At 61.6% G+C, this 26897-nt stretch carries 24 protein-coding genes; 10 read left to right on the top strand and 14 right to left on the bottom strand.

Annotation, left to right across the window (positions count from 1 at the left end; all coding sequences use genetic code 11):
* Position 1: 1 nt before the first annotated feature.
* Entirely contained in the window at positions 2–913 is a 912-nt protein-coding gene (locus MOP44_RS00965; protein WP_260794025.1) for an SCO family protein, read from the bottom strand.
* Positions 914–948: 35 nt separating this feature from the next.
* Positions 949–3501, bottom strand: a complete 2553-nt coding sequence (locus tag MOP44_RS00960; protein WP_260794024.1) for an FG-GAP-like repeat-containing protein — start codon at positions 3499–3501, stop codon at positions 949–951.
* Between the two features lie 514 nt (positions 3502–4015).
* On the opposite strand from MOP44_RS00960, the gene MOP44_RS00955 reads away from it, so the two are divergent.
* Positions 4016–4579, top strand: coding sequence for a glutathione peroxidase (locus MOP44_RS00955; RefSeq protein WP_260794023.1), 564 nt, complete (start codon positions 4016–4018; stop codon positions 4577–4579).
* Positions 4580–4766: 187 nt separating this feature from the next.
* Here MOP44_RS00955 and MOP44_RS00950 read toward each other — a convergent pair whose 3' ends face one another.
* The 3 genes from MOP44_RS00950 to MOP44_RS00940 all read right to left on the bottom strand — a co-directional run bounded on the left by MOP44_RS00950 (position 4767) and on the right by MOP44_RS00940 (position 9327).
* On the bottom strand, positions 4767–5726 hold the full coding sequence (locus MOP44_RS00950) for an IS110 family RNA-guided transposase (protein ID WP_260794022.1): 960 nt from the start codon (positions 5724–5726) through the stop codon (positions 4767–4769).
* A gap of 307 nt (positions 5727–6033) precedes the next feature.
* A complete protein-coding gene (gene clpB, locus MOP44_RS00945) occupies positions 6034–8664 on the bottom strand; it encodes an ATP-dependent chaperone ClpB (protein WP_260794021.1) in 2631 nt (876 codons plus the stop codon).
* A 183-nt stretch (positions 8665–8847) separates the two neighbouring features.
* A complete protein-coding gene (locus tag MOP44_RS00940; RefSeq protein ID WP_260794020.1) occupies positions 8848–9327 on the bottom strand; it encodes an Hsp20/alpha crystallin family protein in 480 nt (159 codons plus the stop codon).
* A 357-nt stretch (positions 9328–9684) separates the two neighbouring features.
* Here MOP44_RS00940 and MOP44_RS00935 point away from each other — a divergent pair, with 357 nt between their 5' ends.
* Positions 9685–10008: an ArsR/SmtB family transcription factor gene (locus MOP44_RS00935; RefSeq protein ID WP_260794019.1), complete on the top strand. Its 324-nt coding sequence runs from the start codon at positions 9685–9687 to the stop codon at positions 10006–10008.
* 29 nt (positions 10009–10037) lie between these two features.
* Complete coding sequence (locus MOP44_RS00930) at positions 10038–10538, top strand: SRPBCC domain-containing protein (RefSeq protein ID WP_260794018.1); 501 nt, start codon at positions 10038–10040, stop codon at positions 10536–10538.
* A gap of 101 nt (positions 10539–10639) precedes the next feature.
* Here the strand turns inward: MOP44_RS00930 and MOP44_RS00925 are convergent, their stop codons facing one another.
* From MOP44_RS00925 to MOP44_RS00900, 6 genes are all read right to left on the bottom strand, one after another.
* Entirely contained in the window at positions 10640–11095 is a 456-nt protein-coding gene (locus MOP44_RS00925; protein WP_260794017.1) for a DUF971 domain-containing protein, read from the bottom strand.
* 54 nt (positions 11096–11149) lie between these two features.
* A complete protein-coding gene (locus MOP44_RS00920; RefSeq protein ID WP_260794016.1) occupies positions 11150–11962 on the bottom strand; it encodes a sulfite exporter TauE/SafE family protein in 813 nt (270 codons plus the stop codon).
* 11 nt (positions 11963–11973) lie between these two features.
* Positions 11974–12561 (bottom strand): LOG family protein, encoded by a 588-nt coding sequence (locus MOP44_RS00915; protein ID WP_260794015.1) that lies wholly within the window; start codon positions 12559–12561, stop codon positions 11974–11976.
* Positions 12562–12578: 17 nt separating this feature from the next.
* Complete coding sequence (locus MOP44_RS00910) at positions 12579–14174, bottom strand: DHA2 family efflux MFS transporter permease subunit (RefSeq protein WP_260794014.1); 1596 nt, start codon at positions 14172–14174, stop codon at positions 12579–12581.
* A gap of 142 nt (positions 14175–14316) precedes the next feature.
* Entirely contained in the window at positions 14317–15006 is a 690-nt protein-coding gene (locus MOP44_RS00905) for an LrgB family protein (protein ID WP_260794013.1), read from the bottom strand.
* Positions 15003–15383: a CidA/LrgA family protein gene (locus MOP44_RS00900; protein WP_260794012.1), complete on the bottom strand. Its 381-nt coding sequence runs from the start codon at positions 15381–15383 to the stop codon at positions 15003–15005. Before MOP44_RS00900 ends, MOP44_RS00905 begins: the two co-directional genes overlap by 4 nt.
* A 152-nt stretch (positions 15384–15535) precedes the next feature.
* On the opposite strand from MOP44_RS00900, the gene MOP44_RS00895 reads away from it, so the two are divergent.
* From MOP44_RS00895 to rbsK, 5 genes are all read left to right on the top strand, one after another.
* Positions 15536–16369: a Nif3-like dinuclear metal center hexameric protein gene (locus tag MOP44_RS00895; protein ID WP_260794011.1), complete on the top strand. Its 834-nt coding sequence runs from the start codon at positions 15536–15538 to the stop codon at positions 16367–16369.
* Positions 16370–16398: 29 nt separating this feature from the next.
* A complete protein-coding gene (locus MOP44_RS00890) occupies positions 16399–17358 on the top strand; it encodes a Nif3-like dinuclear metal center hexameric protein (protein ID WP_260794010.1) in 960 nt (319 codons plus the stop codon).
* 97 nt (positions 17359–17455) lie between these two features.
* Positions 17456–20239, top strand: a complete 2784-nt coding sequence (locus tag MOP44_RS00885; protein ID WP_260794009.1) for an ATP-dependent helicase — start codon at positions 17456–17458, stop codon at positions 20237–20239.
* 61 nt (positions 20240–20300) lie between these two features.
* Positions 20301–21293: a GRP family sugar transporter gene (locus tag MOP44_RS00880; protein ID WP_260794008.1), complete on the top strand. Its 993-nt coding sequence runs from the start codon at positions 20301–20303 to the stop codon at positions 21291–21293.
* 8 nt (positions 21294–21301) lie between these two features.
* Positions 21302–22231 carry a ribokinase gene (gene rbsK / locus MOP44_RS00875; protein ID WP_260794007.1) on the top strand — a complete coding sequence of 310 codons (930 nt, stop codon included), beginning with the start codon at positions 21302–21304 and terminating at the stop codon, positions 22229–22231.
* A gap of 69 nt (positions 22232–22300) precedes the next feature.
* Here rbsK and MOP44_RS00870 read toward each other — a convergent pair whose 3' ends face one another.
* From MOP44_RS00870 to MOP44_RS00860, 3 genes are all read right to left on the bottom strand, one after another.
* The gene (locus MOP44_RS00870) at positions 22301–22762 is read right to left on the bottom strand and encodes a YbhB/YbcL family Raf kinase inhibitor-like protein (protein WP_260794006.1); all 462 of its coding nucleotides are present in this window, start codon (positions 22760–22762) and stop codon (positions 22301–22303) included.
* 78 nt (positions 22763–22840) lie between these two features.
* Positions 22841–23323 carry an aminoacyl-tRNA deacylase gene (locus tag MOP44_RS00865; RefSeq protein WP_260794005.1) on the bottom strand — a complete coding sequence of 161 codons (483 nt, stop codon included), beginning with the start codon at positions 23321–23323 and terminating at the stop codon, positions 22841–22843.
* Between the two features lie 26 nt (positions 23324–23349).
* Positions 23350–23931, bottom strand: a complete 582-nt coding sequence (locus tag MOP44_RS00860) for a hypothetical protein (RefSeq protein ID WP_260794004.1) — start codon at positions 23929–23931, stop codon at positions 23350–23352.
* A gap of 252 nt (positions 23932–24183) precedes the next feature.
* On the opposite strand from MOP44_RS00860, the gene MOP44_RS00855 reads away from it, so the two are divergent.
* Together MOP44_RS00855 and MOP44_RS00850 are read left to right on the top strand one after the other, a co-directional pair.
* Positions 24184–24672, top strand: a complete 489-nt coding sequence (locus tag MOP44_RS00855; protein ID WP_260794003.1) for a (2Fe-2S)-binding protein — start codon at positions 24184–24186, stop codon at positions 24670–24672.
* A gap of 11 nt (positions 24673–24683) precedes the next feature.
* The gene (locus tag MOP44_RS00850; RefSeq protein ID WP_260794002.1) at positions 24684–26891 is read left to right on the top strand and encodes a xanthine dehydrogenase family protein molybdopterin-binding subunit; all 2208 of its coding nucleotides are present in this window, start codon (positions 24684–24686) and stop codon (positions 26889–26891) included.
* Positions 26892–26897 lie beyond the last annotated feature (6 nt).

The following is a 26897-nucleotide window of genomic DNA, read 5'->3' as shown; positions in this document are numbered from 1 at the left end:
CCTACGGATGAGCCGCCGACCTCTCTGCCTTGTTCTCTCCATCCGGCCGGTTTAGCACCGTCTCCACCAGATCGCCCAACTGATCTGCTGAAAACTGATTGCCTTCCAGATTCGCAGCCAGCCTGCCTTCGCGGTCGATCACAACCGTGTGGAACGAGTGTGTCATGAAACCCTCATCACTCCAGAAGTTCATGCCAAACAACTCCGCCGCTGCCTTCACGTCGGCAACTGAACCGGTGAGAAACCGCCACGCTGCGGGATCGGCCCTCCATGTGTCGGCGTAGCCCTCCAGCGCCTTACCCCTGTCCTCCGCCGGATCGACCACGATTGTTACCAGCATCAGGTCGCGCCCCACAACCGACTGGAACCGCCGCTTGATCTGCGCGAGATTATTCGACAGCCGGAAGCAGTAATTCGGATTGGGGCAGCGCGCATATCCAAAGGTGAGCGCCACCACCTTGCCTTTGAACTGCGAGAGATTAGTGGTCTGCCCGGCTTGGTCCGTCAGCGCGAAATCCGGTACAGGCTTTCCCACTTGAACAATCCGCGCCGCTGCCGCCGGATTCAGCGTTCGATGCAAGATTGTGAGCCGTCCTGCTGTCGTCGGCTCGGATTCGTAATTGGTCACCGCGACGGTTTTCACATGCTCGGCATAGTCCCGGCCGTTCTCTTCCACCATGGTGAAGCGGATAGTCGTTCCCGGCGTCAGCCTCTTTAGCTCATCGGGTTCGCGCACGGTGAACGGCATCTCCATCGCGTCCATGTAATTCGGAATCGCATCGCACGAAACCACGATTGTGTTTTTCGCGGCATCCACTTGCAGCAGGATTCCTTGCACAGCGTGTTCATCCGCGGCTCGCGCCTGCGCAATCAGGAGAGCCGATATCGCGACACCCAGGCCAATTCTCCGCATCTTGCCGATCCTCTCGTTGCGACAAAACATCGCGATCAATGGGCGTTCTTCTGCGCCGAAGCGAGCGCCGTCGCCGGAGCCTGTCGCCACCGGAACGAGTGCTCCTTCAGCTCCGCATAGGTAGTGGCAAACTCCTTGATCTCGAGATGCTGCCTCGGAGGCACGTGCGTGAAGTGCTGATGCGTGCCGCTCGTAGGCCAGAAGATGTCGATGCTCACGTCTTTTGCATGAGGGCCTAATCCAATGTTTTGCTCCAGCGGATTGCCGCCGAACGAACTCGTCTGCCCCACCGTGCGATAAATCGAATGCGGCGCGCCATCGCCGTTCCGCACTGTGACCTGGATCTGAGCGCCCGCCGCTTCGCGATTCGTCTTCACGCCTAACAGCCGAAGGTTGATCCAGTCGTTCGCATTAGCCGGCGCAGCAAACACGCGCATGGTGTGCTTGTCACCCACTACCGCGCCGCCAATCTCAGCCACAATGTCCTCACGGCCCTGCCGAGTCAGATCGGCGAACGCAATGCCGTGGCCCTTGTGCAACTCACCTGTGCCCGACGATTCGGTAATGTCGACAAACGCCTTGCCTTCCTTGTTCCGCAATAGCTCGTGCGGCAGCAGGGCAGCGTACGAAGGCTGGCCAACTCCGAGATAGATATCCAGATAGCCATCGTTATCCACGTCGCCAAAGTTCGATCCCATCGTCATGAACACCTTGTCCATGCCTACCTTTTTCGAGACCTCTTCAAACGTGCCGTCATGCTTGTTGCGATACAGCTTGAGCCCCTCCGCATTGCGCGGCCCTCCCACATACGTCTTCAGCGCCTCGTCCATCGACACCACGTAGCTGTTCACCCACAGGTCTGGCCAGCCGTCGTTGTCGTAATCGAAAAACCACGCCGCGAAGCTGAATGCCGGTTCCTGCACGCCCGCCTGCCTGGCCACATCGGTAAAGGTCAGGTTGCCGTTGTTGTGGTAGAGGACATTGGCCCCGTTTTGATTCGATACATAGAGATCTACAAATCCGTCGTGATCGTAGTCAGCCGCGGTCACGCCTTTGCTCATCGCGGTGTGATCGATGCCAGCCGCGTGTCCGATCTGTGAGAAGGTTCCGTTTCCGTTGTTATGGAAGAGTTGCGTACCGGAGCCTTCGTTTCCGACGAACAGATCGAGGTAACCATCGTTGTCGAAGTCCGCCCAGACCCCGGTCTGGCTTGCCGTCAGCTCCGCGGCGCCCAGTCCGCTCTCGTCGGTCACATCGGTGAAGGCCCCGTTGCAGTTGTTGCGAAGCAGCGACTTTCTCTGCGGAAACTGCCACCCGCCGCGCAGGATCAGAAGGTCCATGCAGCCGTCGTTGTTGTAGTCGGCCTGTATGACGTTCAGCCCGCCAAGCTGATTCATCAAGCCGGCCTGTTCCGTGCGGTCTGTGAATGTGCCGTTTCCATTGTTGTGGAAGAAGCGGATGGGGTCGCACACATCCATGCTCGACACCACGATGTCGAGCAGACCATCGTTGTCGAAGTCATCGGTAATCACGCCGCCCGCCGCGCGCATGACGTTGAGGCCAGCCGCGGGAGCGACGTCCTCAAAACGGCCAATACTGTCCGACGAATGAAAATCGCTCTCCGGAATCAGGAACCGCGCCGGCACTCCGGCCGGATACTGGCCCAATGTCATGTAAGAGAGGTTGAGCAGCCACCGAACTTCCAGGTCATTCGGAGTTTGCTCGAGATACTTTGTGAAGTATTCGATTGCTTTCTTCGAGTCTTCTGTGTGCTCGTAACTCATGCCCGGATGCAGCGGCGGAAAGATATCCAGATCCCGCGATCCAGCGTAGATATCGTTTTCCAGCTCCGAACGATGCAGGTACGACACGCCCAGGCTCTCCTGCAGATTCGGAACGTACCCCGGAGCCTCCGTAACTGCCAACCCGTAGGCTGCATCCCACTCCGCGATTGCCTTGTCCATCTGCGCGTCGTATTCGTACAACTGCGCCAGCGCGCTGTGCGCCTGCCCTTGTTCCAGAGGTCCGAAGTTGTGCGCGCGCATCTCCTCTGGCGAACTCAGTATGTCGGCCAGGCTTGTCTGCGCATTGGTGAGCGATTTCTGACGCAATTGGCAGACCGTACCCACATCGCGGCTCCAATCGGCCGGCTTCGCATAGTCCAGCAGCGCCGTATCAGCTTCAATGAAGCCCGAGACCTGCGCGCCCAGGCGAATGGCTCCGGTCGAGAGAAGGGAAGAGATCCGCTTGGGATTCAGATCCTCCGTCGTGGGTGGAGCCGCTAGAACCTTCAGAATCGCGAAGCCCGAGGGCAGGTGCACAATCCCGGTAAGCTCTCCCAGCGCATGCCCCTGCACTGCATCGCGCAATTCCCTGCGAAGCTCGCTCACTTCCATCTTGCCCAGGTAGCCGCCATCGCTTGCAGTCGCGTCGGTCGATTTTTCCTTCGCCAATACTGCGAAGTTGCTACCGGCCTTCAACTGCCCTAACACCTTTTGCGCATCCGCCATGGTGGGTACCACGATGATGCCGAGATCGAGCGCTCCGTTCGGCTCCTTCGCCTGCAGAACTGGAACAAGAAGATTCAACAGAAGTATGAAAGCGCAAATTTGAGCGACGGCCTTCCTGGGGACAGGGATAGGCTTCGAGCGCGGGGCGTGCACGTACCGACCTCCAGAAGACGGCCCGGCACCGTGCAGCGGCCCGTCACTGTATCTACATCAAGTTAGGGAATTTGGTGATGCGGGTCTTGCATCCTCCGGTCTAGCCCTTGCTCACTCCTCTGCGGGAGTTACAAGCCAACCAAACGGACGAGACGACCGTGCGATCTCATTCCTTAGAGTCAGCGCCGCGCAGACGGTTAGCATGTCTCTGCATGCTCGCCCCTTCAGCATCGATAGACGAAGTTGGCCACCGCACGGACGCAGTGCACATCTCACATCGCGGTCGCGCAGTCTTGTGCACATTCGATTCGAGCAGACTCGAATAATTGGGCCACGAATACCGCGCTATCAAGCGCCCTTCCGCTTCGCAACAATTCGTTGACAATCTTCCCGGCCGTGGCCCGTATGATCAAGTCACTGCAGTCCCCAGGAGATCGCTATGCGCAAATTGATCCTGACCCTGATTCTCTGCCTCGCCGCCCTCGCTTCGGCGGTTTCTTCTTCAGCTCAGAGCAAAAACATTTACGACTTCACCATGAAGTCCATCGACGGCGACCAGGTGAACCTGGGCAGCTTCAAAGGCAAGGTCGTCCTGCTCGTCAACGTCGCCAGCAAGTGCGGATACACTCCGCAATACACCGCCCTAGAGTCGGTCTACGAAAAGTACAAGGACCGCGGCTTCGTTATCGTCGGCGTGCCCGCCAACAACTTTATGCAGCAGGAGCCCGGCACCGACGCGGAGATCAAGACCTTCTGCTCCCGCAAATACAATGTGAGCTTCCCCATGATGTCCAAAGTCTCGGTGAAAGGCGATGACAAGACGCCGCTCTACCAGTACCTCACCGACTCCTCGCAGGATCCCAAGTTCGGCGGCGACATCAAGTGGAACTTCACCAAGTTCCTCATCGATCGCAACGGCAACATCGTCGCCCGCTTCGAGCCCGCCACCACCCCCGACTCCGCCGAAGTCACCTCCGCCATCGAATCGACGCTCGCGAAATAGGCAAGGGCCTGCGCACTTGATGCGGTCACGGCAAAAAAGACAAGGCCCCGGAGCGACTGTCTGATTTGTCAAGGGTTCATGGAGGGGTTGCTGGAAAAGACGGCGCGCTGCGCCTCGGAAAACGCAGAGAGCGCGTTTCCCGCTTTCCCACAACCGAGCGGCTACGGCGAGTGGGAGATTAGCATGTTCAGGCGCAAGCCCGGGAGGAAGTGGTCTGAAGCGCCAGCCGACAGCGCACCTCGCGGGCCTTGGCGTTGAGCCGCACCAGCAGCTTGTGGGCGAGCGCAATGCGGACGACCTTGGGCGGCTTGCCGGCCGCGCGGAGGCGCTGCTGAAAGGCGGTGAAGTCCGGCTCGAAGCGGCCCGCCACACCAGCCACGAGGTAGAGGATGTCGCGCACCGCGGCGCGTCCTCCCCGCACCGCGCGTTTGCCCTGCTGCTTTCCCGAGTCGTTGGCCAAAGGAGCCAGCCCGGCCAGTTTGGAGACGGTCTTGTTGGACAGCAGGCCGATCTCCGGCATCTCCGCCATCAACCGCGCCACGGTGCGGTCGGCCACGCCTTTGATGGTGCGAAATGCCTGGTTGAGTTCCCGCCACAGCGGGTCCTGCTCGATCAGCCTGGCGATGCGCTGCTCCAGATCGCGGATCTGGCGGGCAACGAAGGCCAGCAACTTGGCGAAGGAAACCTGCACGGCGCGATCGGTAACCAACCGCTGCTGGTTGCGTTGCGCCGTACGCACATCGGTCAGCTGGCGAAGACGCGTGACCAGCGCCCGCAACTGCTGCTGGCCGGGCGGCGTCAGGCAGGCTGGCTGCGGCTTCTTCACTTCGGCGTACCAGGCGATCATGGCGGCGTCGATGCGATCGGTCTTCTCCAGTGAGCCCATGCTCTGAGCGAACTGGCGCACCGCGCGCGGGTTCACGATGGCCACCGCAAGGCCTTGTTCCGATAGCTGCGCAAACGCCAGTTGTTCGTACCCGCCGGTGGCTTCCATGGCCACCATTTCAACCTGATGTGCCTGGCAAAAGGCGCCCAGCGCCATAATCCCTTCGGGGGTGTTGGGGAAAGACCCTGCCGCACCCTGCTGGCCAATGCGAACTTCCAGGGACTCGGAAGCAACATCTACGCCACAAACCATCTGTGTCACGATAACCTGCCTTGTATGTTCGAATGAGATCGTGCGACTGTTCGGTCGTACGTGACTTGGGCAGCGGTCCCTATGCTCCGGGACGGTGAGCGATCACCTGGGGACGTACGGGAGCCGCCCGCCCGCGGGGGAGCCGATGCCTCGGCTCCCCCACTGCAACAGTCTCACCGAAACTGCCGCTCATTCAGAGATACAAGGGATACCTCCGAGGCCTTCATTATTTGACGCCGCTAATTGGGCACGAATGGCGGCGAAGCCGCAGTGGCCGCACCGCAGGTGCCGAAGCGCAGTGGCCGCACTGCAGGTGCTAGGCCATCATCTCCCGGCCCATCGGCTCGAAGTGCAACTGGTTCGCGTGCCGATCCACATCGATCCGCACATGCGACCCGTGCAGCACTTCGCCGTCCAGGATCTTCATTGCCAACGGGTCCTGAACCATGCGCTGCAGCGCCCTCTTCAGCGGCCGCGCACCGTACACCGGATCCCATCCCGATGCCAGGATCAACTGCTTCGCCGGCGTCGTCAGCTCCAGCGAAATCTGCCTGTCTTCCAGCAGCTTTTGCAGTTCCTCGATCCGCAGATCGAGAATCTGATCCATCTGCGCATGACCCAGCGGACGGAAGATCACCATGTCGTCCACGCGGTTCAGGAACTCCGGCCGGAAGTGCTCCCGCAGCACACGCATTACGCTTTCGCGCGCCATATCGAAGTCGTGCTCCGTCTTCAGCGTCTCCGCCGTCAACAGCGCTGCGCCCAGGTTCGACGTCATGATCAGCACCGTGTTCTTGAAATCCACCGTGCGTCCCTTCGAGTCGGTCAGCCGCCCATCGTCCATCACCTGCAGCAGCACGTTGAACACGTCCGGATGCGCTTTCTCGACTTCGTCCAGCAGAATTACCGAGTACGGCCGCCGGCGCACAGCCTCGGTCAACTGGCCGCCTTCGTCGTAGCCCACATATCCGGGAGGCGCGCCAATCAGCCTCGCCACCGCATGCTTCTCCATGTACTCGCTCATGTCGATGCGGATCATCGCCTGCTCGTCATCGAACAGGAACTCCGCCAGCGCACGTGCCGTTTCGGTCTTGCCCACGCCCGTCGGCCCTAAGAAGATGAACGATCCGATCGGCCGCTTGGGATCGCTCAGCCCAGCGCGCGAACGGCGAATCGCATTTGCCACCACCGTCAACGCCGCGTCCTGCCCAATGACGCGGTCCCGCAGCCGCTCTTCCATCTTCACCAGCTTCTTCACTTCGCCTTCGAGCATGCGGCTCACAGGAATCCCCGTCCACTTGCTCACAATCTTGGCGATGTCCTCGTCCTCGACTTCTTCCTTCAGCATGCGCTGCGTCTCGCCGGAATTGATGCTGTCCTGCGTGGCGTTCAACTGCGCCAGCTCGCGCTCAAGCTTCGGCAGGTCGCCATATTGGATCTGCGCCGCGCGATCCAACTGCCCGCGCCGCGTATTCTCTTCCATCTCGAACTTCAACGCTTCAATCTGCTTCTTCAAGTCGCTGATGCGCGTAATCGCATCGCGCTCCTGCGTCCACCGCGCGCGCAGCGCCGTAATCTGCTCACGCAGGGCGGCCAGCTCGCGCTCCACGGCCTCCATCCGTTCCAGGCTGTTTGCATCCGTCTCGCGCTTCAGCGCCGCCCGCTCAATTTCCAGCGAAGTCGCCTGTCGCTCCAGTTGATCGATCTCCACCGGCACACTGCCAATCTGGATCGCCAGCGAAGCCGCCGCCTCATCCACCAGATCAATCGCCTTGTCCGGCAAGAAACGGTCGCTGATATATCGATGGGATAACGTCGCTGCCGCCACAATCGCCGAGTCCTTGATGCGCACGTTGTGGTGCGCCTCGTAGCGCTCCTTCAGTCCGCGCAGAATCGCAATCGTGTCCTCCACGTTCGGTTCGCCCACAAACACAATCTGGAAACGCCGCTCCAACGCCGCATCCTTCTCGATGTGCTTGCGATACTCGTTCAGCGTGGTTGCGCCAATCGCGCGCAGCTCGCCGCGCGCCAGCGGCGGCTTCAGCATGTTGCTCGCGTCAATCGCACCCTCGGCGGCACCCGCGCCTACCAGCGTATGAAGCTCGTCGATGAACAGAACAATCTGCCCATTCGACTCCTCGATCTCGCGCAGCACCGCCTTCAACCGGTCCTCAAATTCACCGCGATACTTCGCGCCCGCCAGCATCGAACCTAGATCGAGCGAGATCACGCGCTTGTCTTTGAGAATCTCTGGGACGTCGCCCGACGCGATCCTCCGAGCCAGCCCCTCGACGATGGCGGTCTTGCCAACGCCCGGCTCGCCAATCAGCACCGGATTGTTCTTGGTGCGCCGGCTCAGCACTTGGATCACGCGCCGAATCTCCTCGTCGCGCCCAATCACCGGATCGAGCTTCCCGCGTCGCGCCAACTCGGTCAGATCCTTCGCGTACTTCTCCAGCGCCTGAAACTTGTTCTCAGGATTTTGATCCGTAACCCGCTGTGATCCACGCACCGCCGTCAGCGCCTTCAAAATCGCGTCGCGCGTCGCGCCGAGCGCGATCAGGGCCTGCCCCGCTGCATCGCCCTTCTGCCCGGCAATCCCCAGCAGCAGGTGCTCCGTCGAAATGTACTCGTCCTTGAAGTTCGCAGCTTCCTTGAAGGCTTGGTCCACCGCCTTGTTCAGCGCCTGGCTCAGTCCGGGCTGCGCCGAGGCGCCCGAAACGCGAGGCAGCTTCTGCTCAACCGCGTGCAGATCGCTCTCGAGCCGTTCGATGGGAACCCCGATCTTGCCCAGCACCGCCGGAATCACGCCCTCGCGGTCCTCCATCAGCGCCAGCAAAAGGTGCACCGGCTGCAACTCTGGATTGCCCAGCTCGGCCGCCCGCTGCTGCGCCTGCTGCATCGCTTCCTGCGATTTGACCGTCAACTTTTCCCAACGAATAGCCATGTATAACTCCTCGCTTCCAGCTCAGCTCCTAGCTTGTTCCTATCGGAGCCCCGGGGGAAGCGTTTGTCCCAAAAGATTCTGATTCAAGTTTTGTGATGCACAAACGAACGCGCCGGGAACACCCCAAGAGTGCGCCCGGCGCCCGAGTTCTCAGTGGCCTGCCCACTGACCACTGGTTTCGTATTACCGCGCTCCTACCAGCTCCGGCTCTTCCTGTTTCTGCGCGCCACCCACGTTTACCTTGATCTGCTTCGGCTGCGCTTCGGGCTTCTTCATCAGTTCCAGCTTCAGCACGCCCGCGTTATAGGTAGCGCCAATGTGCTCGGCGTCTACCGTCGAGGGCACCGTGAATGAACGGAAGAAGCTGCCGTACTTACGCTCGATCCGGTGGAAGTTCTCTTCCTTCTCTTCCTTCTCGAACTTGCGCTCGCCCTTGACCGTCAGCGTGTTGTTCTCCACGCGGATGTCCAGATCCTTCTCCTCGATGCCCGGCACTTCCAGCTTCAGGACGACCTTCTTGGTGTCCTCATATATATCGACCGCCGGCACAAAGCTGGCAGTCGTCAGCGGACCTTCGCTCTCGTTCATCTCGCGGAAAAGCGAGTTCATGCGGTTCTGCAGAGCGACGACTTCACGGAACGGATCCCAACGAGTGATTGCCATGTTTGTGTTCCTCCAGATGCTTTTGAATTTCGATTGCGGCTGCGGAGGCCGCCTTCCGGGGCTTCACTTCAGCCTTGCACTCAATCTGATGAGAACTATAGCACAATCGATGCACAAAATATGAGTGCTTTTCGCTCACAAAATAGAAAATCTTCTTACGTTATTGTTATCTTCTATTTACGCTCGGAATCGTGGGAGGATATCAGCTCAGGAGAGCTGCTTTATAACGCTGAATCGCCACCATCGCGCCGTCCGGACGCTCACGAGCGACTCCGCGCGAATCCGAATCGCTCCTCGGCTGCTCTCAAAATTAGCTTGACAGACTAAATAACTAATATGTTATATAAGTAATTAGTTATGGAAACGCTCGACCACACCTTCGCAGCCTTGGCCGACCCCACCCGCCGTGCCATCCTCGCAAGCCTGGCCACCGGCGAGCAGACCGTGATGGAACTCGTCCGGCCCTTCCGGATGACCCAGCCCGCCGTGTCCCGCCACCTCAAAGTCCTCGAGAACGCGGGCCTGATTGTCCGCCGCGCCGAAGGAACCAGGCGCCCCTGCCGGCTCTCCCCCGCGGGGTTCGCTTCTGTGGAGCGCTGGCTCGCCATGCTGCGACCCGCCCTCGAAAGAAACTACGCACGCCTCGATCAGGTCCTTAGCGAGATCAAGACCACCGAATGAAATTCCCACCCAAACCAGAGGAGATCCCGATGAGCAAAATGACACTCACCACCGAAGGCGACCAGCACGTGGTCGTAACCCGCCGCTTCGCCGCCCCACCCCAGGCGATCTACCGTGCCCACACCGAACCTGAATTGATCCAGAAGTGGATGCTTGGTCCCGACGGCTGGACCATGCCCGTCTGCATCAGCGAGAACCACCCCGGAGGCAAGATCCGCTACGAGTGGAGCAACGGCCAGGAGGGCCAGGGGTTCTACATCACCGGCGAAGTCATTTCTGTAGAGCCGTTCCACAGGCTTGTGCACGTAGAGCGCATGCACCTTCCCCAGCTTCCCGGCCCCACTCCCGACAACCATGTCGAGACCACCTTCGAGGCCGATGGCGACGGGACCCTCATGACCATGCGCATGACCCTTCCCGACGCCGCCACTCGCGCGCAAATGCTCGCCTCCGGCATGGAGCACGGCATGGAAGCTGGCTACGTGCGGCTCGAAGGCCTCCTCAGCCAGACCAGCGCAGTGCCCGCCTGACCACCAATCTCCAGCAAAGCGCCGAAAACAAGATGGCCGGAGCTCTACGCTCCGGCCTCGACTTTCTGCACCAGAAACGGTGCGAACAGGGAGCGGATCGGCTAGTTGGGCGCTCCGGCCGTTTCGCCGCGTTCGAACTTGCACTCGCTGCACTGGCAGTGCCGTCGCAGGAAGTCAAACGAATAGATTCCCGAGTTATGCCCATCAAGCCAGTTGAACTGGATCGCGTACCGTCCCACCGCCTGCGCGCTCGTGGGCTTGGCCGGCGGCGCATACATGGGCAGAAGCTCGGCCGCCTTCTTTTTCGGCTGGCCCGGCTTGCGGCCCTGCTGCTCGCGTTCCTCGTTGCAGGTGGCGCAGGGGCATGCGTTGCGCAGCCACCCAAAGTTCCACGCGGAGCGGTGGCCGTCGGACCACTCGATCTCCAGCCCCTTGCCCTCGGTGATCAGCACCCGCACCTTGGTTGGAGTTACGGCCGCGCGCGAGAGCTGCCGGTCAGCCACAGCTTCGCGCGCCATGTCTTCCTTGCTGGAAAAGCGGATGCCTTCGTGACTCATGCCTCTATTTTACTGTGAATCCCGATGACACCCTGACCGCCGGATCGCAAGGCCTCAGCGCGTCGTCCAGAAGAACCACGCGGCCATGCCGAAGCCGATCACGATCACCATGGCGCGTAGCACCTGCTGCGGCACCAGCCGCGCAAACCGGGCCGAAGTATATCCGCCGATGGCGCAGGCCACCATCGCCATCAGGCAGTAGCGCCACTCCACATTCCCGCTCACCACAAAGATGAGGAACGCCACGCCATTCGCCATGCTGGTTGAGACCACTTTCAGGGCGTTGATCTCGTTCATATCCTCAACGCCGAACACCGATAGCAGAGTAATGATCAGGAACCCCGCGCCTGCCCCGAAGTAGCCGATGTAGAAGCAGACCACTACTGTGCACAGGAAGACCAGCCGGCGTCGCGGGGGCTGCGGCTCGGTTCCGGCGCGCTGGTGGCGGGCGACGGCCCGCCGGTCGAGCCACCGCGTGATCGGCCGGCTCAAAGCGAAGATCGTGGCCGCAATGAGCAGCAGCCACGGAACCAGCTTCATGAACGTCGTTTGCGGCGTGATGAGCAGTACGATCGCTCCACCGGTTCCTCCGATCAGACCCGCCAGCCCCATCGGATACACCAGCCGCATGTTCTTTCGCACGTCTTCCCAGTAAGCCGCAATCGATGTGATCTGCCCCGGCCATAGGGCCACGGTATTTGTGGCGTTCGCCTGCACGGGCTGGATTCCCGTTCCGAGCAGGGCAGGGAAGGATAAGAATGAGCCCCCTCCAGCGACAGCGTTGAGCACGCCTGCGATGAATGCCGCAATAATCAGCCACACAGATCGCCAGTGAAAGATCGGATGTGCGGCGGCCAGGTCGAGCATTTGGTTCTATTCTAGGTGCTCGATTCCTGCGCGAACGATCTAAGCTGTGTGACGATCATCTCGACTGCGGTCTGCGCATCCGGCGCTACCAGCATCAGCCCGCGGCTCCGGACCGGCAGAAACCCCGCGTCCACCATCTTGTCGACAAAGGCGAGCAGCGGATCCCAGTAGCCCGCGGTATTGATAAGGACGCACGGCTTGGCGTGCATCCTGAGCTGCGACCATGTCAGAATTTCGAACAGCTCATCCAGCGTCCCGTAGCCGCCCGGCAGGATCAGAAATGCATCGGCCAGAGCCACCATGCGCGCCTTCCGCTGGTGCATCGTTGCCGGCGTCTCAAGCCGCGTGAGGCCTGTGTGCGCAATCTCGCGTCCCGCGAGAAACTCGGGCAGAACCCCGACGACCTCAGCGCCTCCGGCCAGCGCTGCGTCGGCGACAGCACCCATCAGTCCGATATTCGCACCGCCGTACACAACACCTAATCCAGCGGCAGCGATACCTGCGCCAAGCGCCTCGGCCTCGGCCATATAAGCAGGATCGGAGCCGCTGGAGGAGCCGCAGTACACGGCGACACGGGGTTGGACATGATCAGCAGCCATGGATTCAGGATAGCGGCTCACTCCTCGATGCTGATGCTGCGCCCCGTCGGCTTGCGGACCGCCTGGAACAGCAGAATGAACGGGATGCAGAGCAGCGCCAGATAGCCCAGCAGCCGGAACGCATCGACGTAGGACATAAGCAGCGCCTGCTGCTGGAGGCTGCGATAGAGCGCGCCCAGAGCCATCTGGTGGGCAGTCACAGCATCGGCGCCGGCAGAGTGCATCGCGCTCGCAAATCCGGCGGCTGCCCCGTTCGCCACAGGGTCGGTTGCGGAGATGCTTCCCGCCAGATAGTTCTGGTGGATCTGGCTGCGGCGCACCAGCAGCGCCGTGGCCGTGGCGATGCCCACGCTGCCGCCAATGTTGCGGACGAGGTTGTAGATGCCGGCAGCGTTGCCGATCTCCTGCCGCTGCAACCGCCCCATGGCCATCGTGGTCAGCGGAACGAAGACAAATCCGCCCGCAAAGCCGTTGAGGATGTTGGGCACGATCACTGATGCCATGCCGATGCCGAGGTTGAGCCGGCTCAGCATGAGAGTGGAGACGCCGAAAACGAAGAACCCGAACATCAGCATCCAGCGCCCGTCGATGCGGCTGGCGATCATGCCCGCAACAATCATCGACGCGATGGAGCCAAAGCCGCGCGGACTCACAGCCAGCCCGCTATCAAACGCCGAGTAGCCTAGAAGCGTCTGCAGAAACAACGGCAACAACGCAGTGGAAGCGTACAGAACAAACCCGTAGATACCAGTCACGATTGTGCCGACAGTAAAGTTGCGATTCAGCAGCACATGCAACTGCACAATGGGCTCGCGCACCTTGAGCTCACGAACAATGAAGCCCACGAACGCGATCACCGACACCGCCAGCGTCCACCGGATCCAGTCGGCCTCGAACCAGTCCGCCTCCTGCCCCTTGTCCAGCACCAGTTGCAGCGTCCCGAGCCACAGCGCCATCAGCCCGAAGCCCAGCGCATCGATAGCGCCTCGAAACGCGGCCTTCAGATACGGCGGATCCTCGACAAACATCCCCGCCAGAAAGAACGCCAATACGCCGACGGGCAGGTTGATATAGAAGATCCAGCGCCAGGAGTAGCTGTCGGTGATCCAACCGCCCAGAGTTGGCCCGATGACCGGAGCGACCACAATGCCCGTGCCGTAGACCGCCATCGCCTTCCCATGCTGCGTCGGCGGAAAGCTCTCCAGCAGAATGGCCTGCGCGAGCGGCTGCATCCCACCGCCCCCAATGCCCTGCAGGATGCGCGCGACGATGAGCATCGGCATGGTGATCGCCGCTCCGCACAACATCGATGCGCCCGTGAAGATCAGGATCGAGAGCATCAGCAGCCGCTTCCGCCCGATGCGGCGCGAGATCCACCCTGTGGCCGGCAGCATGATGGCATTCGAGACTAGATAGCTCGTCAGAACCCACGTGGCTTCGTCATTCGAAGCTGAGAGATTGCCCGCGATGTGGGGGAGGGCGACATTGGCCACCGACGAGTCCAGCACCACCATGAACGTCGCGGTCATCACCGCGGCGGCGATGGCCCACGGGTTGGCAGAGGGCGTCCATTGCGCCTGTTCCGGCGCGGCAATCTGAGTCGTAGCGCTCACGCCAGGCCGTCCGCGGAGCAGCGCCAATTGCCGAGATTTGATTCCATCCCCATCTTCCAGTTTAGGGGCGCGTGACCGGCGCAGGTGTGGCGACCGTCACTTCTCGGCCGTGTCCGTCTTGGATGCCGGAATTCACCGCGCGTCAGCGCAGAAACAACGCGAGAATCGCGCCCAGCAGGGACGTGAAGACTCCCGCAGCCGCCATGGCCCACGAGGACACAGAAGCCTGCATCTCCGAGTGGCGCACCAGGCTCGCCGTTCCGATTCCGTGCGACGCTGTTCCCATCGCCGCTCCCACAGCCCGGTTCTCCCAGATCCCGAACAGTCCCAGAAGAAACGGCCCGAAGCTGGCTCCGAATACGCCTGCCAGGATCACCATCGCAATCGTGATTTGCGGGATCCCATGAAGCTGCCGGCACACCTCAATAGCAATCGGCGTAGTCACGGATTTGGGCACAGCCGACATCACTACCGGCATCGGCGCCCCCAGCAGCCAGGCCGTGCCCCCGGCGGTCACCATACCCACCAGCGATCCGATGAATACGATCAACGCCATCCGCGGCAGCGAACTGCGCAGGGCCAGTCCATTGCGGTACATCGGCACAGCGAGCGCCACGGTGGCCGGCCCCAGGCACCAGGTCAGGAGATTGCCGCCGTGGTTGTATGCGGAATACGGCTCATGCGCGATCAGCAGCAGCGCGATGATCGGAACGCACGCTACGAGAATCGGCGGAATCCAGCGCCAGCGCTCGTGCATCTTAAGCGCGATCCAGTAGCAAGCGATGGTGAGACCGACGCTGACCGCCGGATGCGCGAGCAAATTCAGTGTCATTGCACCGCCTCCGTCGTCGCGGCGGGCTCCGGCACTGCGGGACGCAGAAGCCAGCGGGCGAGAAGACCGGTGGTCAGCAGCACGGCAAGGAAGCTGGCAACCAGGCTCGCTACGATCGCGAGCGCCTGGCGCGACAGCACCGGCCCAAGGTCCATCAGCCCGACGGTCAGCGGCACGAACAGCAGAACCATGTGCCGCAGCAGCAGCCCGGCCCCGCGGTCTACCCACTGCACCTTGATCGTACCCGTCAGCATCGCTCCATAAAACAGCAGCAGCCCCAGCACGCCTCCAGGAATGGGCACTCCGTGATCGTGCAGCCATGTGCCGATGAGAAAGATCGCGACGATGATCGCCAGGCCTCGCATGCAGTCGAACATGCTTCCATTGTCCATCCCAGGTCTCAAAAGGTGAGTGACCCGGGACACCCGCTTCTCGTTCTCAATGGCGTGCTTAGCAGACTCAGGCATTATCTCCATGAGATCATCGCTGCAACGTTCTTGCAGGCAGGAATGACGACAAGGATGATCCGATGTTGCCGACGACGACAAGCTTCGAACTGGTCAACAGAATCCACACGGCGCTCGGTGAGCGGCACAAGGATGCTGAGTACGAAGGCATTCTCACCGGCAGCGACGACGACACGGTTTCAGGCATCCTTGTTGCGAACGAGCCCTCCATAGACGCAATCCGCCTTGCCGTGGCCACCGGGAAGAACTGCATCCTCTGCCGCGAGCATCCCTTTTATCTCTTTGGCGAGTATCTCGCCGCGGGCCTCGCCGACGCGCTGGTGGACGATCCTGTTGCCAAAGCCAAGCGGCAGCTCATCGAAGACAATCATCTGATCATCATTCGCCTGGCGGCTCTCTGGGACACAGCCCGCCCAAAATGGTTCTCGAACGCTCTGGCCAAAGAACTCGGCTGGCAACCCGAAGTCGGCGCTCCGGCCGACCAGTGGACCGCAGCGTTCTGCAACGTTCCCCGGACAACCCTCAGAGGCCTCGCCGAGCATGCCTCCGCACGCCTCGGCGCAAAGATGCTGCGGATGGTGGGCGATCCGGATCAGCCGGTCATGCGCGTCGCGGTCATTCACGGCTTCTCGTATCCAACGCTCGTCTTGAGCCATGCGCTCGAAGACCCTGCAGTCGACTGCATTCTCACCGGAGCGACGCCGGAAGTCGACCACTGCACCACCTATATTCGCGATGCCATCACATCAGGCCGCAGCATCAGCCTTGTCGAAGTCGGCTACGAAATCTCCGATCACCCCGGCGCTGTTGAGATGTCGAATTGGCTCAAGACCGTGTTGCCGGGGATGCCCATCGAGGTTCAATCGCGTCCCAAAGAACTGTGCTGGTTTGCTTGAAACTCGCGCGCTGAAGGAGACGATCCGACATGCCAATCTCTCGCAGGATGTTTAGCCAGGGGGCAGGCGCCGCAATGTTGTTGAAGTGCTCGCTCGCCAGCGCATACGCCTCCGCATCGGGCTCTTTGACCGCGGAACAAATCGTGCAACGCATCATGCAGAAGATGGACTCTGACGGAATCAAGTGGCCCACCAACTTTCCCTGGAGGCCGACAGACGGCTTCAAGTACGGTGCCCCCGCCACGCCGGTCACAGGCATCGCCTTCACATTTCAGGCCACCTTTGACGTCCTCAAGAAAGCGGTCCAGGCGAAGAAGAACTTCGTCATCACGCACGAAAGAATGTTCTGGGACCACATCGACGACGTCGGCACGCTGCAACACGACAAACAGTTTGAGGTCGCAGGCTCCCTCGAAACAGACCCTGTTTTCATCGCCAAGCGGCGCTTTTGCGAACAGAACAACCTTGTGGTCTGGCGTTTTCATGACCATCAGCACATGCTCAAACCCGATCCCATCATGCAAGGGTTGATTACCAGGCTCGATTGGCAAAACTACATCGTCCCGGTGCAAGGGCAGATGATCCCCATCGCTTTCGAAATCCCGCCGGCCCCGCTAAAAGATGTGGCGCGGCACGTCGCGCGCTCGCTTGACTCTCCCAGCATGCGGGTCATCGGAGATCCGAACTTGCCCGTGAAGCGCGTCGGACTCGGCGCACACAAACTCGTCGAGATCCTCAAGCCCCTGCAAACCTGCGACGTCGTCCTGATGAGCGAAGCTCAGGATTGCGATGCCTTCCCCTACCTCCGCGATGGCATCAGCCTGGGCCTGCCGCACCCCAAGGGCCTCATCGCCATAAACCATGAGCGCTTTGAGGAGTGGGGCGAGCAGGATGCGCCCGCATGGCTCGGGCCGCTGGTCCCGGAAGTCCCCGTCGATTTCATCTCCTCCGGCGACCCATATTGGGTCCTTCCCGAGAAATCCGTCTAGTCTCAATCGGGAGACTGGCCCTGAGAACCAGTAGAAAGCACGACAACTCGCCAACAGGTAAACTGGAGGAAGGGCTTTTCCCTCCGGATTTGTATTCTTGTCATCGCTCATCGCAAAACTGAATCCCCAACAGCGCGAGGCCGTCGAAGCCACAGAAGGGCCGCTCCTTATCCTTGCCGGCGCAGGCTCGGGCAAAACGCGCGTCATTACCGCGCGCATTGCCTGGCTCATCACGGAGAAGGGCATCGCGCCCGATTCCATCCTCGCCGTCACCTTCACCAACAAAGCCTCCGCGGAGATGGCCGAGCGCGTCGACCGCCTGATCGGTCACGCATCGCTGCAGAAGCCGCTCATCTCCACGTTTCATTCGCTTTGCGTGCGCATGTTGCGCCGCGATATCGAGGCACTGAAGGTCAACGGCGAAGGCCTCACGCGCAGCTTCGCCATCTACGACGAGAACGACCAGTCCAGCATCGTCAAGCAGATCATGCGGCGCATGGGCATCGACACCAAGCAGTTGACCCCGCGCACGGTGCTCGGCCGCATCTCCTGGGCCAAGAACCACATGGTCGATCCGCAGGAGTTCTACCTCGCATCGAAGGATCCCAACAGCGAGCGCATCGCCCATATTTACCAAGCCTACAAGGCTGATCTGCGCAAGAACAATGCCCTCGACTTCGACGACCTGCTGCTTGAGACGGTCCGGCTCCTGAAGGTCTCGCGCGAAACACGCGAGCGCTATCAGCGCAAGTACCGCTACCTGCTCGTCGACGAGTACCAGGACACGAACCGCCCGCAGTACGAAATTATGAAGCTCCTGGCAGGCGAGGCACAGAACGTCTGCGCCGTAGGCGATGAAGACCAGAGCATCTACTCGTGGCGCGGCGCCGACATCAAGAACATCCTTGACTTCGAGAAGGAATTCCCCAACGCCAAGATCGTCCGCCTCGAGCAGAACTACCGCTCCACGCAGAACATTCTTGAAGCCGCCGGCGCAGTGGTCGCCAACAACCTGCGGCGCAAGGGCAAAAAACTCTGGACCGATCGCCAGGGCGGATCGCTGATCGGCTACTACGAAGCGCCCGACGGCGAGAACGAAGCGCTGTTCATCGCAGATCGCATCCAGAAATTCCTCCGCGAGAACAACGAAGAGGGCGAGCAGGGCCGGTGCGCCGTTCTCTACCGCACCAACTCGCAGTCGCGCCTGGTGGAAGAATCACTACGCCGCTACAACATCCGCTACACCATGGTCGGCGGATTCAGCTTCTACGAGCGCGCTGAAGTCAAGGACCTGATGGCTTACCTGCGCCTAGTGCGGAATCCGCACGATTCCATGGCGCTGCAGAGAGTCATCAACACGCCCGCCCGCGGCATCGGCGCCACCACGCTGGCCACGCTCGAGCGGCTCGCGCTCGAGACCGGCACCTCCACATGGGAAGCGGTCGCCGCGGCCATTAAGAACAAGCTGATCCCCACGCGCGCACTCATGGCGCTCGACTCCTTCCGCACCCTGATCACCGACGCGCAAGCCATGATGGACCCCGACTTCGCGGGCAAGCTATCCGCCGACATCGCAGAAAGCGACGACGAAGACGCCGACACCGACTTCTCCTTCGGAGCCGCGGATACCGAGCTGAGCGCGGATGAGAACGAAGCCGTAGCCGATGCCGAGGCAGTCGACTTCAATTTCGGCGGCAACGAAGATCAAATGTCGCTGCTCAATCTCTCCAATTTCTCTCCTTTCGCAGCCGAGCCCAAAAAGCCGTTCCTCAAGATGCCAAAGCAAGTTAAGGAGGAGAAGCCTGCATCTGCATCCACGGGCTGGACCACAAAAGTTTCGAAGGTCAGTCCTGCGCCGTCGAACGGTGGCGATGCCGGCAGCGAAGCACCCGTAGAAGGCTTCCGCGCACCGGGCGGAGCCGCCACCCTCCCCGAACTGATCCGCTTCCTGAACGACCGCACCGGCTACATCAAGGCCCTCGAAACCGAAGGCTCGCCCGAGGCCTTTAGCCGGATTGAAAACCTGAAGGAACTCGCCAACGCCGCGCACGACGCCGAGGTTCGTGGCGAGACGCTCGCCGAGTTCCTCGATCACGCCGCGCTGGCCAGCGACACTGACCAGTTCGATCCCGACGCACGCGTGACGCTGATGACGCTGCACGCTGCCAAGGGCCTCGAGTTCCCGCTAGTCTTCCTCGCCGGCATGGAAGAGGGACTCTTCCCGCACTCGCGCACACTGAACAATCCCGAAGAGCTCGAAGAGGAGCGCCGCCTCTGCTACGTCGGCATGACCCGCGCCATGAATACGCTGGTGCTGACCCGGGCGCAGTATCGCCGCCGCTATGGCAACGACGCGCCCGAGCAGAGCATCCCATCGCGCTTCCTCGAAGAAGTTCCTCCGCCGCTTATTGAAAACCTGAGCCCCCGCGCGCAGGCCTGGGCAGGCGCGAGCTACTCCTATGGGCGCTCTTCGTACGGCCAGCGCCGCGGATCAGACGATGATGGCGACCGCCACTTCGACTACGAAAACGAGAGCCAGGAGAGGCCACGCCTCACCTACAGTCAAGGAGTCAGCGCGAATACCCGCAGCGGGCCCGGCTCGGCGCCCAAGAACGCCGACTCCATCGACAACATCGCCCGCTTCTTCGGCGGCAAGGGAGTAGTGAAGGCTGGTTCCTTTGCGCGGCCAAAGATGGACATCCCCGACGCGAAGGGCGCGAGTGGCCTGAACAAAGGCCAGCGCGTGCGTCATTCCAAGTACGGCGAAGGCACCGTGCTGATGCGCGAGGGCGAAGGCGACGACGCCAAGGTCACCGTGATGTTCACCCGCCACGGCATGAAGAAGCTGATGGAAAAGTTCGCCAACCTCGAGAAGATCTGAGGCACCGGCGCCCTGCCGCGCAGCTAAGGTATCCTGTTTCTCGCATTCAGGAAACCTGCGCATGTACATTCCAAGCCTGTACCCGGTCGCGCTCTTCATGATGATCGTGACCATGATCTGCTGGGGAAGCTGGGCTAACACCCAGAAGCTCGCCAAAGGCTGGCGTTTCGAGCTCTTCTACTGGGACTACGTCTTCGGCATCGTCCTCATCGCGCTCATCCTCGGCTTCACCATGGGCAACACCGACCCCGCAAGCCCCGACAGCTTCATCGCCAACCTCCGCTCCGCTGACGGCAAGCACCTGCTGTTTGCTGTGCTGGGCGGCGTGGTATTCAACGTGGCCAACATCCTGATTGTCGCGGCCATCGCCGTGGCCGGGCTAGCGGTTGCGTTCCCCATCGGCATCGGGCTCGCGCTGGTCATCGGATCGGTACTCAACTACATCATTCTGCCCAAGGGGAATCCGCTGCTGCTGTTTGGCGGAATCGCGCTGGTGATCGTCGCTATCGTTCTCGATGCGCTGGCCTATCGCAGGCTGGTCAAGGACCTCAGCGTGAGCCGGAAGGGGATACTGCTGAGCCTGCTCGGCGGAACCGGCATGGGCCTCTTCTACCCCTTCGTTGCCAAAGCCACCACCGGCGAGAATCACCTCGGCCCCTACGCTGTCGCGTTCGTCTTCTCGCTCGGCGTTCTGGCGTGCACCATCCCTGTTAATTACCTCTTCATGCGCAAGCCCATCTCCGGCCAGCCCGTGGCCATGCGCGACTACTTCCGCGGCAGCGGTGCGTTTCACTTCTGGGGACTGCTCGGCGGCATCATCTGGGGCATCGGCATGATCTCGAACTTCGTCGCCTCTTATGCGCAGATGGTTGGCCCCGCCGCCGCCTACGCCCTTGGCCAGGGGGCCACCATGGTCTCGGCCATCTGGGGCGTCTTTGTCTGGCGCGAGTTCGCCGGAGCGCCCCCCACCGCGCGCAGGCTAATCGGCCTCATGTTCCTCTTCTTCCTCCTCGGGCTCAGCGGAGTCGCCATGGCCCCCATCGTGAGTTTCTAGGTGCCTATATGAGCCGTCCCATCGTAGTAGTCGGAAGCGTGAACCTCGACCTAGTTTCAACCGCTAAGAGAATCCCCGCGCCCGGCGAGACGCTGACCGGAGACAGCTTCCAGACGTTTCACGGCGGCAAGGGAGCCAATCAGGCGGTCGCCGTCGGCCGCCTCGGTCACCCAGTCAGCATGATCGCCAAAGTCGGCGATGACGACTTCGGGAAGCGACTGCGCCAGGGCCTGCGCGAAGCCGGTGTGAACGTGCGCTCCGTAGGTACGGCTGCCGGAACAGCCTCCGGCGTCGCGCTGATCTCCGTCGACCGCAAAGGCCAGAACAGCATCACCGTCATTCCAGGTGCCAACGGAACACTGACCCCGCACGATCTCGACGCCAGCCTTCCACAGCTTCGCTCCGCCGGCATCATCCTTACTCAGCTTGAAACACCGCTCGAAACCGTGGAGCACCTGTGCGACCTCGCCCAGCGCCTCCAGGTTCCTCTTATGCTCGATCCCGCTCCCGCGCGGGCGTTGTCGCGCAAAATTCTGCGCCAGGTCACCTATCTCACACCTAACGAAACTGAAGCGTGCGCCCTGCGCGGCATCCCTAATCGCGACCTCAACCAGTCCGCCGCGCGCGAATGTGCCGAAGATCTCCTCGCCAAGGGACCCGCCAACGTCATCATCAAAATGGGAGCCCGCGGCGCATTCATCGCCACTCGCGATGGCCTCCGCCGCATGGTTCCAAGCTTCAAGGTAAAGGTAGTCGACTCCACCGCCGCCGGCGATGCCTTCAACGGCGGCATGGCCGTAGCGTTGATGCGGCGCATGGCGATCGAGGAGGCAGTCCGCTTCGGCGCGGCCGTAGCGGCGGTGTCGGTCACGCGCGCAGGAGCGCAGCCCGCCATGCCCACGGAGGCCGAAGTGAACACGCTCTTGCAGGCTCACTGACTCGTAATGAGCCATTTGGGCAACGGCCGTTGCCTTCTGTTCCCTGATCGCTTTTGCCTGTTCCCTGCTTTACCGCTTGAACGTCCCCATCCACTCCGCCTGTGCCAGGATGTGCCGCTTCATCGCGTCTTCCAGGTCGGGGCGCTCGCTGCCGGCCATCAACTCAAGCACCTTGTCCAGCGCATAGAGCCGGAAGAAGTAGCGATGCGCCTTGCCAGGCGGCGGACACGGCCCGCCATAACCCACCTTGCCGAAGTCGTTCTTGCCCTGACGCGCGCCGCCAGGCAGCGACTCCTCAGGCGGAACACCCTCTGGCAACCCGCCGGATTGCGCAGGCACATCCCACAGCACCCAGTGCGTCCATGTGCCGCCCGGCGCGTCCGGGTCATCGACGATAAGTGCCAGCGATTTCGCCCCTGCCGGCGCGTCGCTCCATTGCAGCGCCGGCGATACGTCCGCGCCTGAACACGTGTACTTCGCAGGAATCGCGGCGCCGTTTCCGAATGCATCCGTCCGAACTGTGAATGACATGGTTGAGCCTCCTGTTTGTCCGCTGCGCGGCGGAGTGCCAACCTGGTCCATCCGCCGCCTTTACTTAGGCTCAATGCTTCAAGCTGCTTCAACGTGGTGCCCGGCAGCGAAGCACATGATTTTCGGTGACACCAATCTCTCATAATCGCGCCATGCCATGCGCATGAGTTCGCGATGGGTGCCCGCGTTGAATGCGATCTCAGTGTCTTTGGTCAGGCTCTCCTCAACATATACGGGAATGCCGTAGAGATTGCCGAATGGAGGCATCGCTCCGGTTTCGCAGTAAGGAAACTTATCGTAAAAGTCTTCCTCCGCTGCCAGCGATGCATACTCCGCGTTGACAGCTTTCTTGAGGGTGAAGAGATCCACGCGCAGATTGGCCGGGAGGACTGCCATCGCCAGATTGCCGTCGAGGACGACCATGACGGCCTTGGCGAGCTCCTTTCCCGGAATGTGCGCCAGGCCAGCGATGCACTGTGCACTGAAGGCCGGCGTGTGCGGAATGAGCTCATATTGGATGTTGTTTCGGTCGAGGTATTCAGTCAAAGTTGCGAGCGCCATACTCTACCTCTTTCGAGTCTGCGTGTTTAAGTGCCCTTCTTGCGTTGTGTCCTGACCCGCTCCACGTACCGGCCGGTCCGGATGTCGATGGTGACGAGTTCGCCTGGGGCTATGAAGAGGGGAACCTGAATGTGACGGCCGTTGTCGAGCGATGCCTCCTTCGTTCCTGAATCGGGCTGCGCGCGGGCTGGCGCAGCGGTGCTGGCGATGCGGGCCTCAACGGTGTTGGGAAGAAGTACGCTGACAGGTTCGTCGCCAGCGAACTCGCCGATCAGTTCGGTTCCTGGAGGCAGCAGTTGTTCTGCGAGGCCGAGCGATGCGGACGGGAACTCAACCTGCTCGAAGGTGTCGAGACGCTGAAACACACATGTGCCGCCGCTGCTGTAGAGGAACTCCAGGTTCCGTCTTTCGAATGCTACGTCTTCCAGTCGCTCCTGGGGACGGAAGTGCTGGTCCCAGAGACGTCCGCTGTGCACATTGCAGAGCCTGGCCTGAACGTTGCCGCTCATCTTGGCCGCACCGGCGCGGGATGCGACGTCAAGCACCTTGTAGATCTGGTGGTCGATGCGAAGCGCCATGCCCTCGTGCAATTCCGAAGCAGTGATCATCGTTCCTCCGATCCGCATGGTCGCGGCTCTATGCGCTGGACGGCACTTCCTCCGTGCGAAAGACGAGCACAAACATTCTTGGCCAAAGCGGCAACCGTTCAGTGACGTTCATCACGGTCTGCGAGGCAGCACGCGAGTTTTTGATGAGACGGAGGGCCGGGCGGGGCCGTCGTGATGCACATCACTGCCTTCACGGGGTTGGGTTGACGAGACTCGGAGAATCGCCGCGCTGCCGCGGCTGAAGGAGGGCGCGTGTCTCTCAAGCTCACGGTGAATCAAAAGGCAGTTCAGGTGGATGCGTCGCCAGACACGCCCCTGCTCTGGGTCCTTCGCGATCATCTCGACCTCAAAGGCGCCAAGTTCGGCTGCGGCGTGGGCTCGTGCGGGTCCTGTATGGTCCTGGTCGACAGCCGCCCGGTGCGGTCCTGCATCACGCCCATCTCCGCCGTCGCCAACGCGAAGATCACCACCATCGAGGGCCTCTCGCCCGACGGCACCCACCCCATCCAGAAGGCATGGCACGAGGTCGACGTTCCGCAATGCGGCTACTGCCAGTCCGGCCAGATCATGGCCGCCGTCGCGCTGCTTGAGCGCACCCCCAAGCCGACCGACGAGCAGATCGACACCGCCATGCAGGGCAATCTGTGCCGCTGTGGAACCTACGCGCGCGTCCGCAGGGCCATTCACCGCGCCGCCGGTCAGCTGACCACGGATCAACTGCAAGCCACATTGCGCGACTGAGGGAGGATTCCATGAACCGACGCCACTTTCTGCAGTTGAGTGCTCTCGCCGGCGGCGGACTCGCCCTCGGCCTCTACGACAAGCCCCTCACCGGTGCCTTCGCCGCTGCGCAATCCCCACGAGCGGGCCTTTCGCCGCGCGCCTTCCTCGAGATCCACGCTGATGGAACCGTGACGATTAAGTCCAAGAACCCCGAGATCGGCCAGGGTGTCAGCACCATGCTCCCCATGCTGATCGCCGAAGAGCTCGACGTCGACTGGTCCCAGGTGCGCGTCCAGCAAGCCGGCCTCAATGAGCCCGCTTTCGGTCCGCAGTTTGCCGGCGGCTCCATGTCCACCCCGCTCAATTGGGACCCGTTGCGGCACGTCGGCGCAGCCGCGCGCCAGTTGCTGATCACCGCAGCCTCGCGCAAGTGGAGCGTTCCCGAAACCGAGTGCTCCACCAAGGCCGGCAAAGTGGTCCACGCATCATCGAACCGCTCGCTCGGCTATGGCGAACTCGCGCAGGACGCGGCCGCTCTCCCTCTGCCCGACGCCTCGCAACTCAAGCTGAAAGACCCCAAGGACTACCGCATCATCGGCAAGCCCCTGCCCGGCATCGACAACAACGCCATCTTCACCGGCAAGCCCATCTTCGGCATCGACGTGAAACTGCCCGGGATGCTGTACGCGGTTTATCAGAAGTGTCCGGTCTTCGCGGGTAAGGTCAAGTCCGCCAATCTGGACCAGATCCGCAGCATGCCCGGCGTGCACCACGCCTTTGTGGTCGAGGGAAAGGTGAAGCCGGTCGCTGTCGTCGAAAGCGACCCCGGCCTCGAACCGGGCATCGCCATTGTTGCCGACACCTGGTGGCAGGCGCACACAGCCCGCAAAGCGCTCAAGGTCGACTGGGATTTCGCCGCGGGCTCAGACTCTGCTCCCTCCATGAGCAGCAAGGCCTTCGCTGACCAGGCGGAGAAGCTGCTCACCGCGGCTCCTGACCACACCATCCGCACCTATGGCGATCCGGCTGCCGCACTCAAGTCCGCAGCCAAAACCATCGAGGCGACCTACTCCTATCCCTTCCTGAACCACGCAACCCTCGAGCCGCAGAACACCACTGCGAAGTTCGAAAACGGCAAGCTCGAAATCTGGACCACGAGCCAGACCCCCAGCGGCGGGCGTCAGCTTGTTGCCCATCAGCTCGGAATCCCCGAGACCGACATCACCATCCACCTCGTCCGCGCCGGCGGTGGCTTCGGGCGTCGTCTCATGAACGATTATATGACGGAGGCAGCCTGGATCTCCCGCGAGGTCAAGGCGCCCGTGCAGGTCCTCTGGTCGCGCGAAGACGACTTCACCCACGATGCCTACCGTCCCGGCGGCTGGCACGGACTTAAGGCTGGTCTCGACGCTCAGGGCAAGATCGTCGCCTGGCAGCAGCATCTGGTCACCTACGGACAGGGCAAGCAGACCTGCCCCAGCGGCGACATCGGCGGCGACGAGTTCCCGTCGGGCCGCGTGCCGAATTACCTCATTGGCCATTCCGCCATGCCTCTCTGGCTGCGCACGGGGGCCATGCGCGCTCCGGGAGCGAACGCCTATGCCTTTGTCGGGCAGTCCTTCCTCGATGAAGTCGCTCTCGCAGCCGGCCGCGATCCGCTCGACCTTCAACTGGAGCTGTTGGCCGCCAAGCCCCAATCCGGCGGCAACAACGGATTTAAGCCCGAGCGGCTCGCCGCAGTTCTCAAGCAGGTCGCCAAAGAATCCAACTGGAGCAATCGCCGGCGGGAGAAGGGAACTGGCATGGGCATCGCGGCTTACTCCTGCCATTTGGGCTATTGCGCCGAAGTTGCCGAGGTCACCGTCGATTCGGCGAACCGCGTCCGCGTGAACCAGGTCTGGGCCGTGTGCGACGTAGGCCGCCAGATCATCAATCCATCGGGCGCGCGCGCCCAGGTCGAAGGCGCCATCATGGAAGGGATCGGCCACATGAATGTGGAGGTGACGCTCGCCGCTGGCCGCGTCGAGCAGACCAACTTCACGCAATACCATTGGCCCCGCATGCGCCAGGCTCCGCGGATGCACATCTCGTGGCGGATCACCGATAACTCGCCCACCGGCCTGGGCGAGCCGGCCATGCCGCCGGTCATTCCAGCGGTCTGCAATGCCATTTTCGCGGCCACGGGCAAGCGCATACGCAACCTGCCGATCACAAGGAGCGGCTTCAGCTTCGCGTAAGCACCT

Origin of the sequence: Occallatibacter riparius (assembly GCF_025264625.1) — a bacterium.
GTDB lineage: Bacteria > Acidobacteriota > Terriglobia > Terriglobales > Acidobacteriaceae > Telmatobacter > Telmatobacter riparius.
The sequence above is the reverse complement of the archived record's forward strand: the minus strand, read 5'-3'. Positions and strand labels throughout refer to the sequence as shown.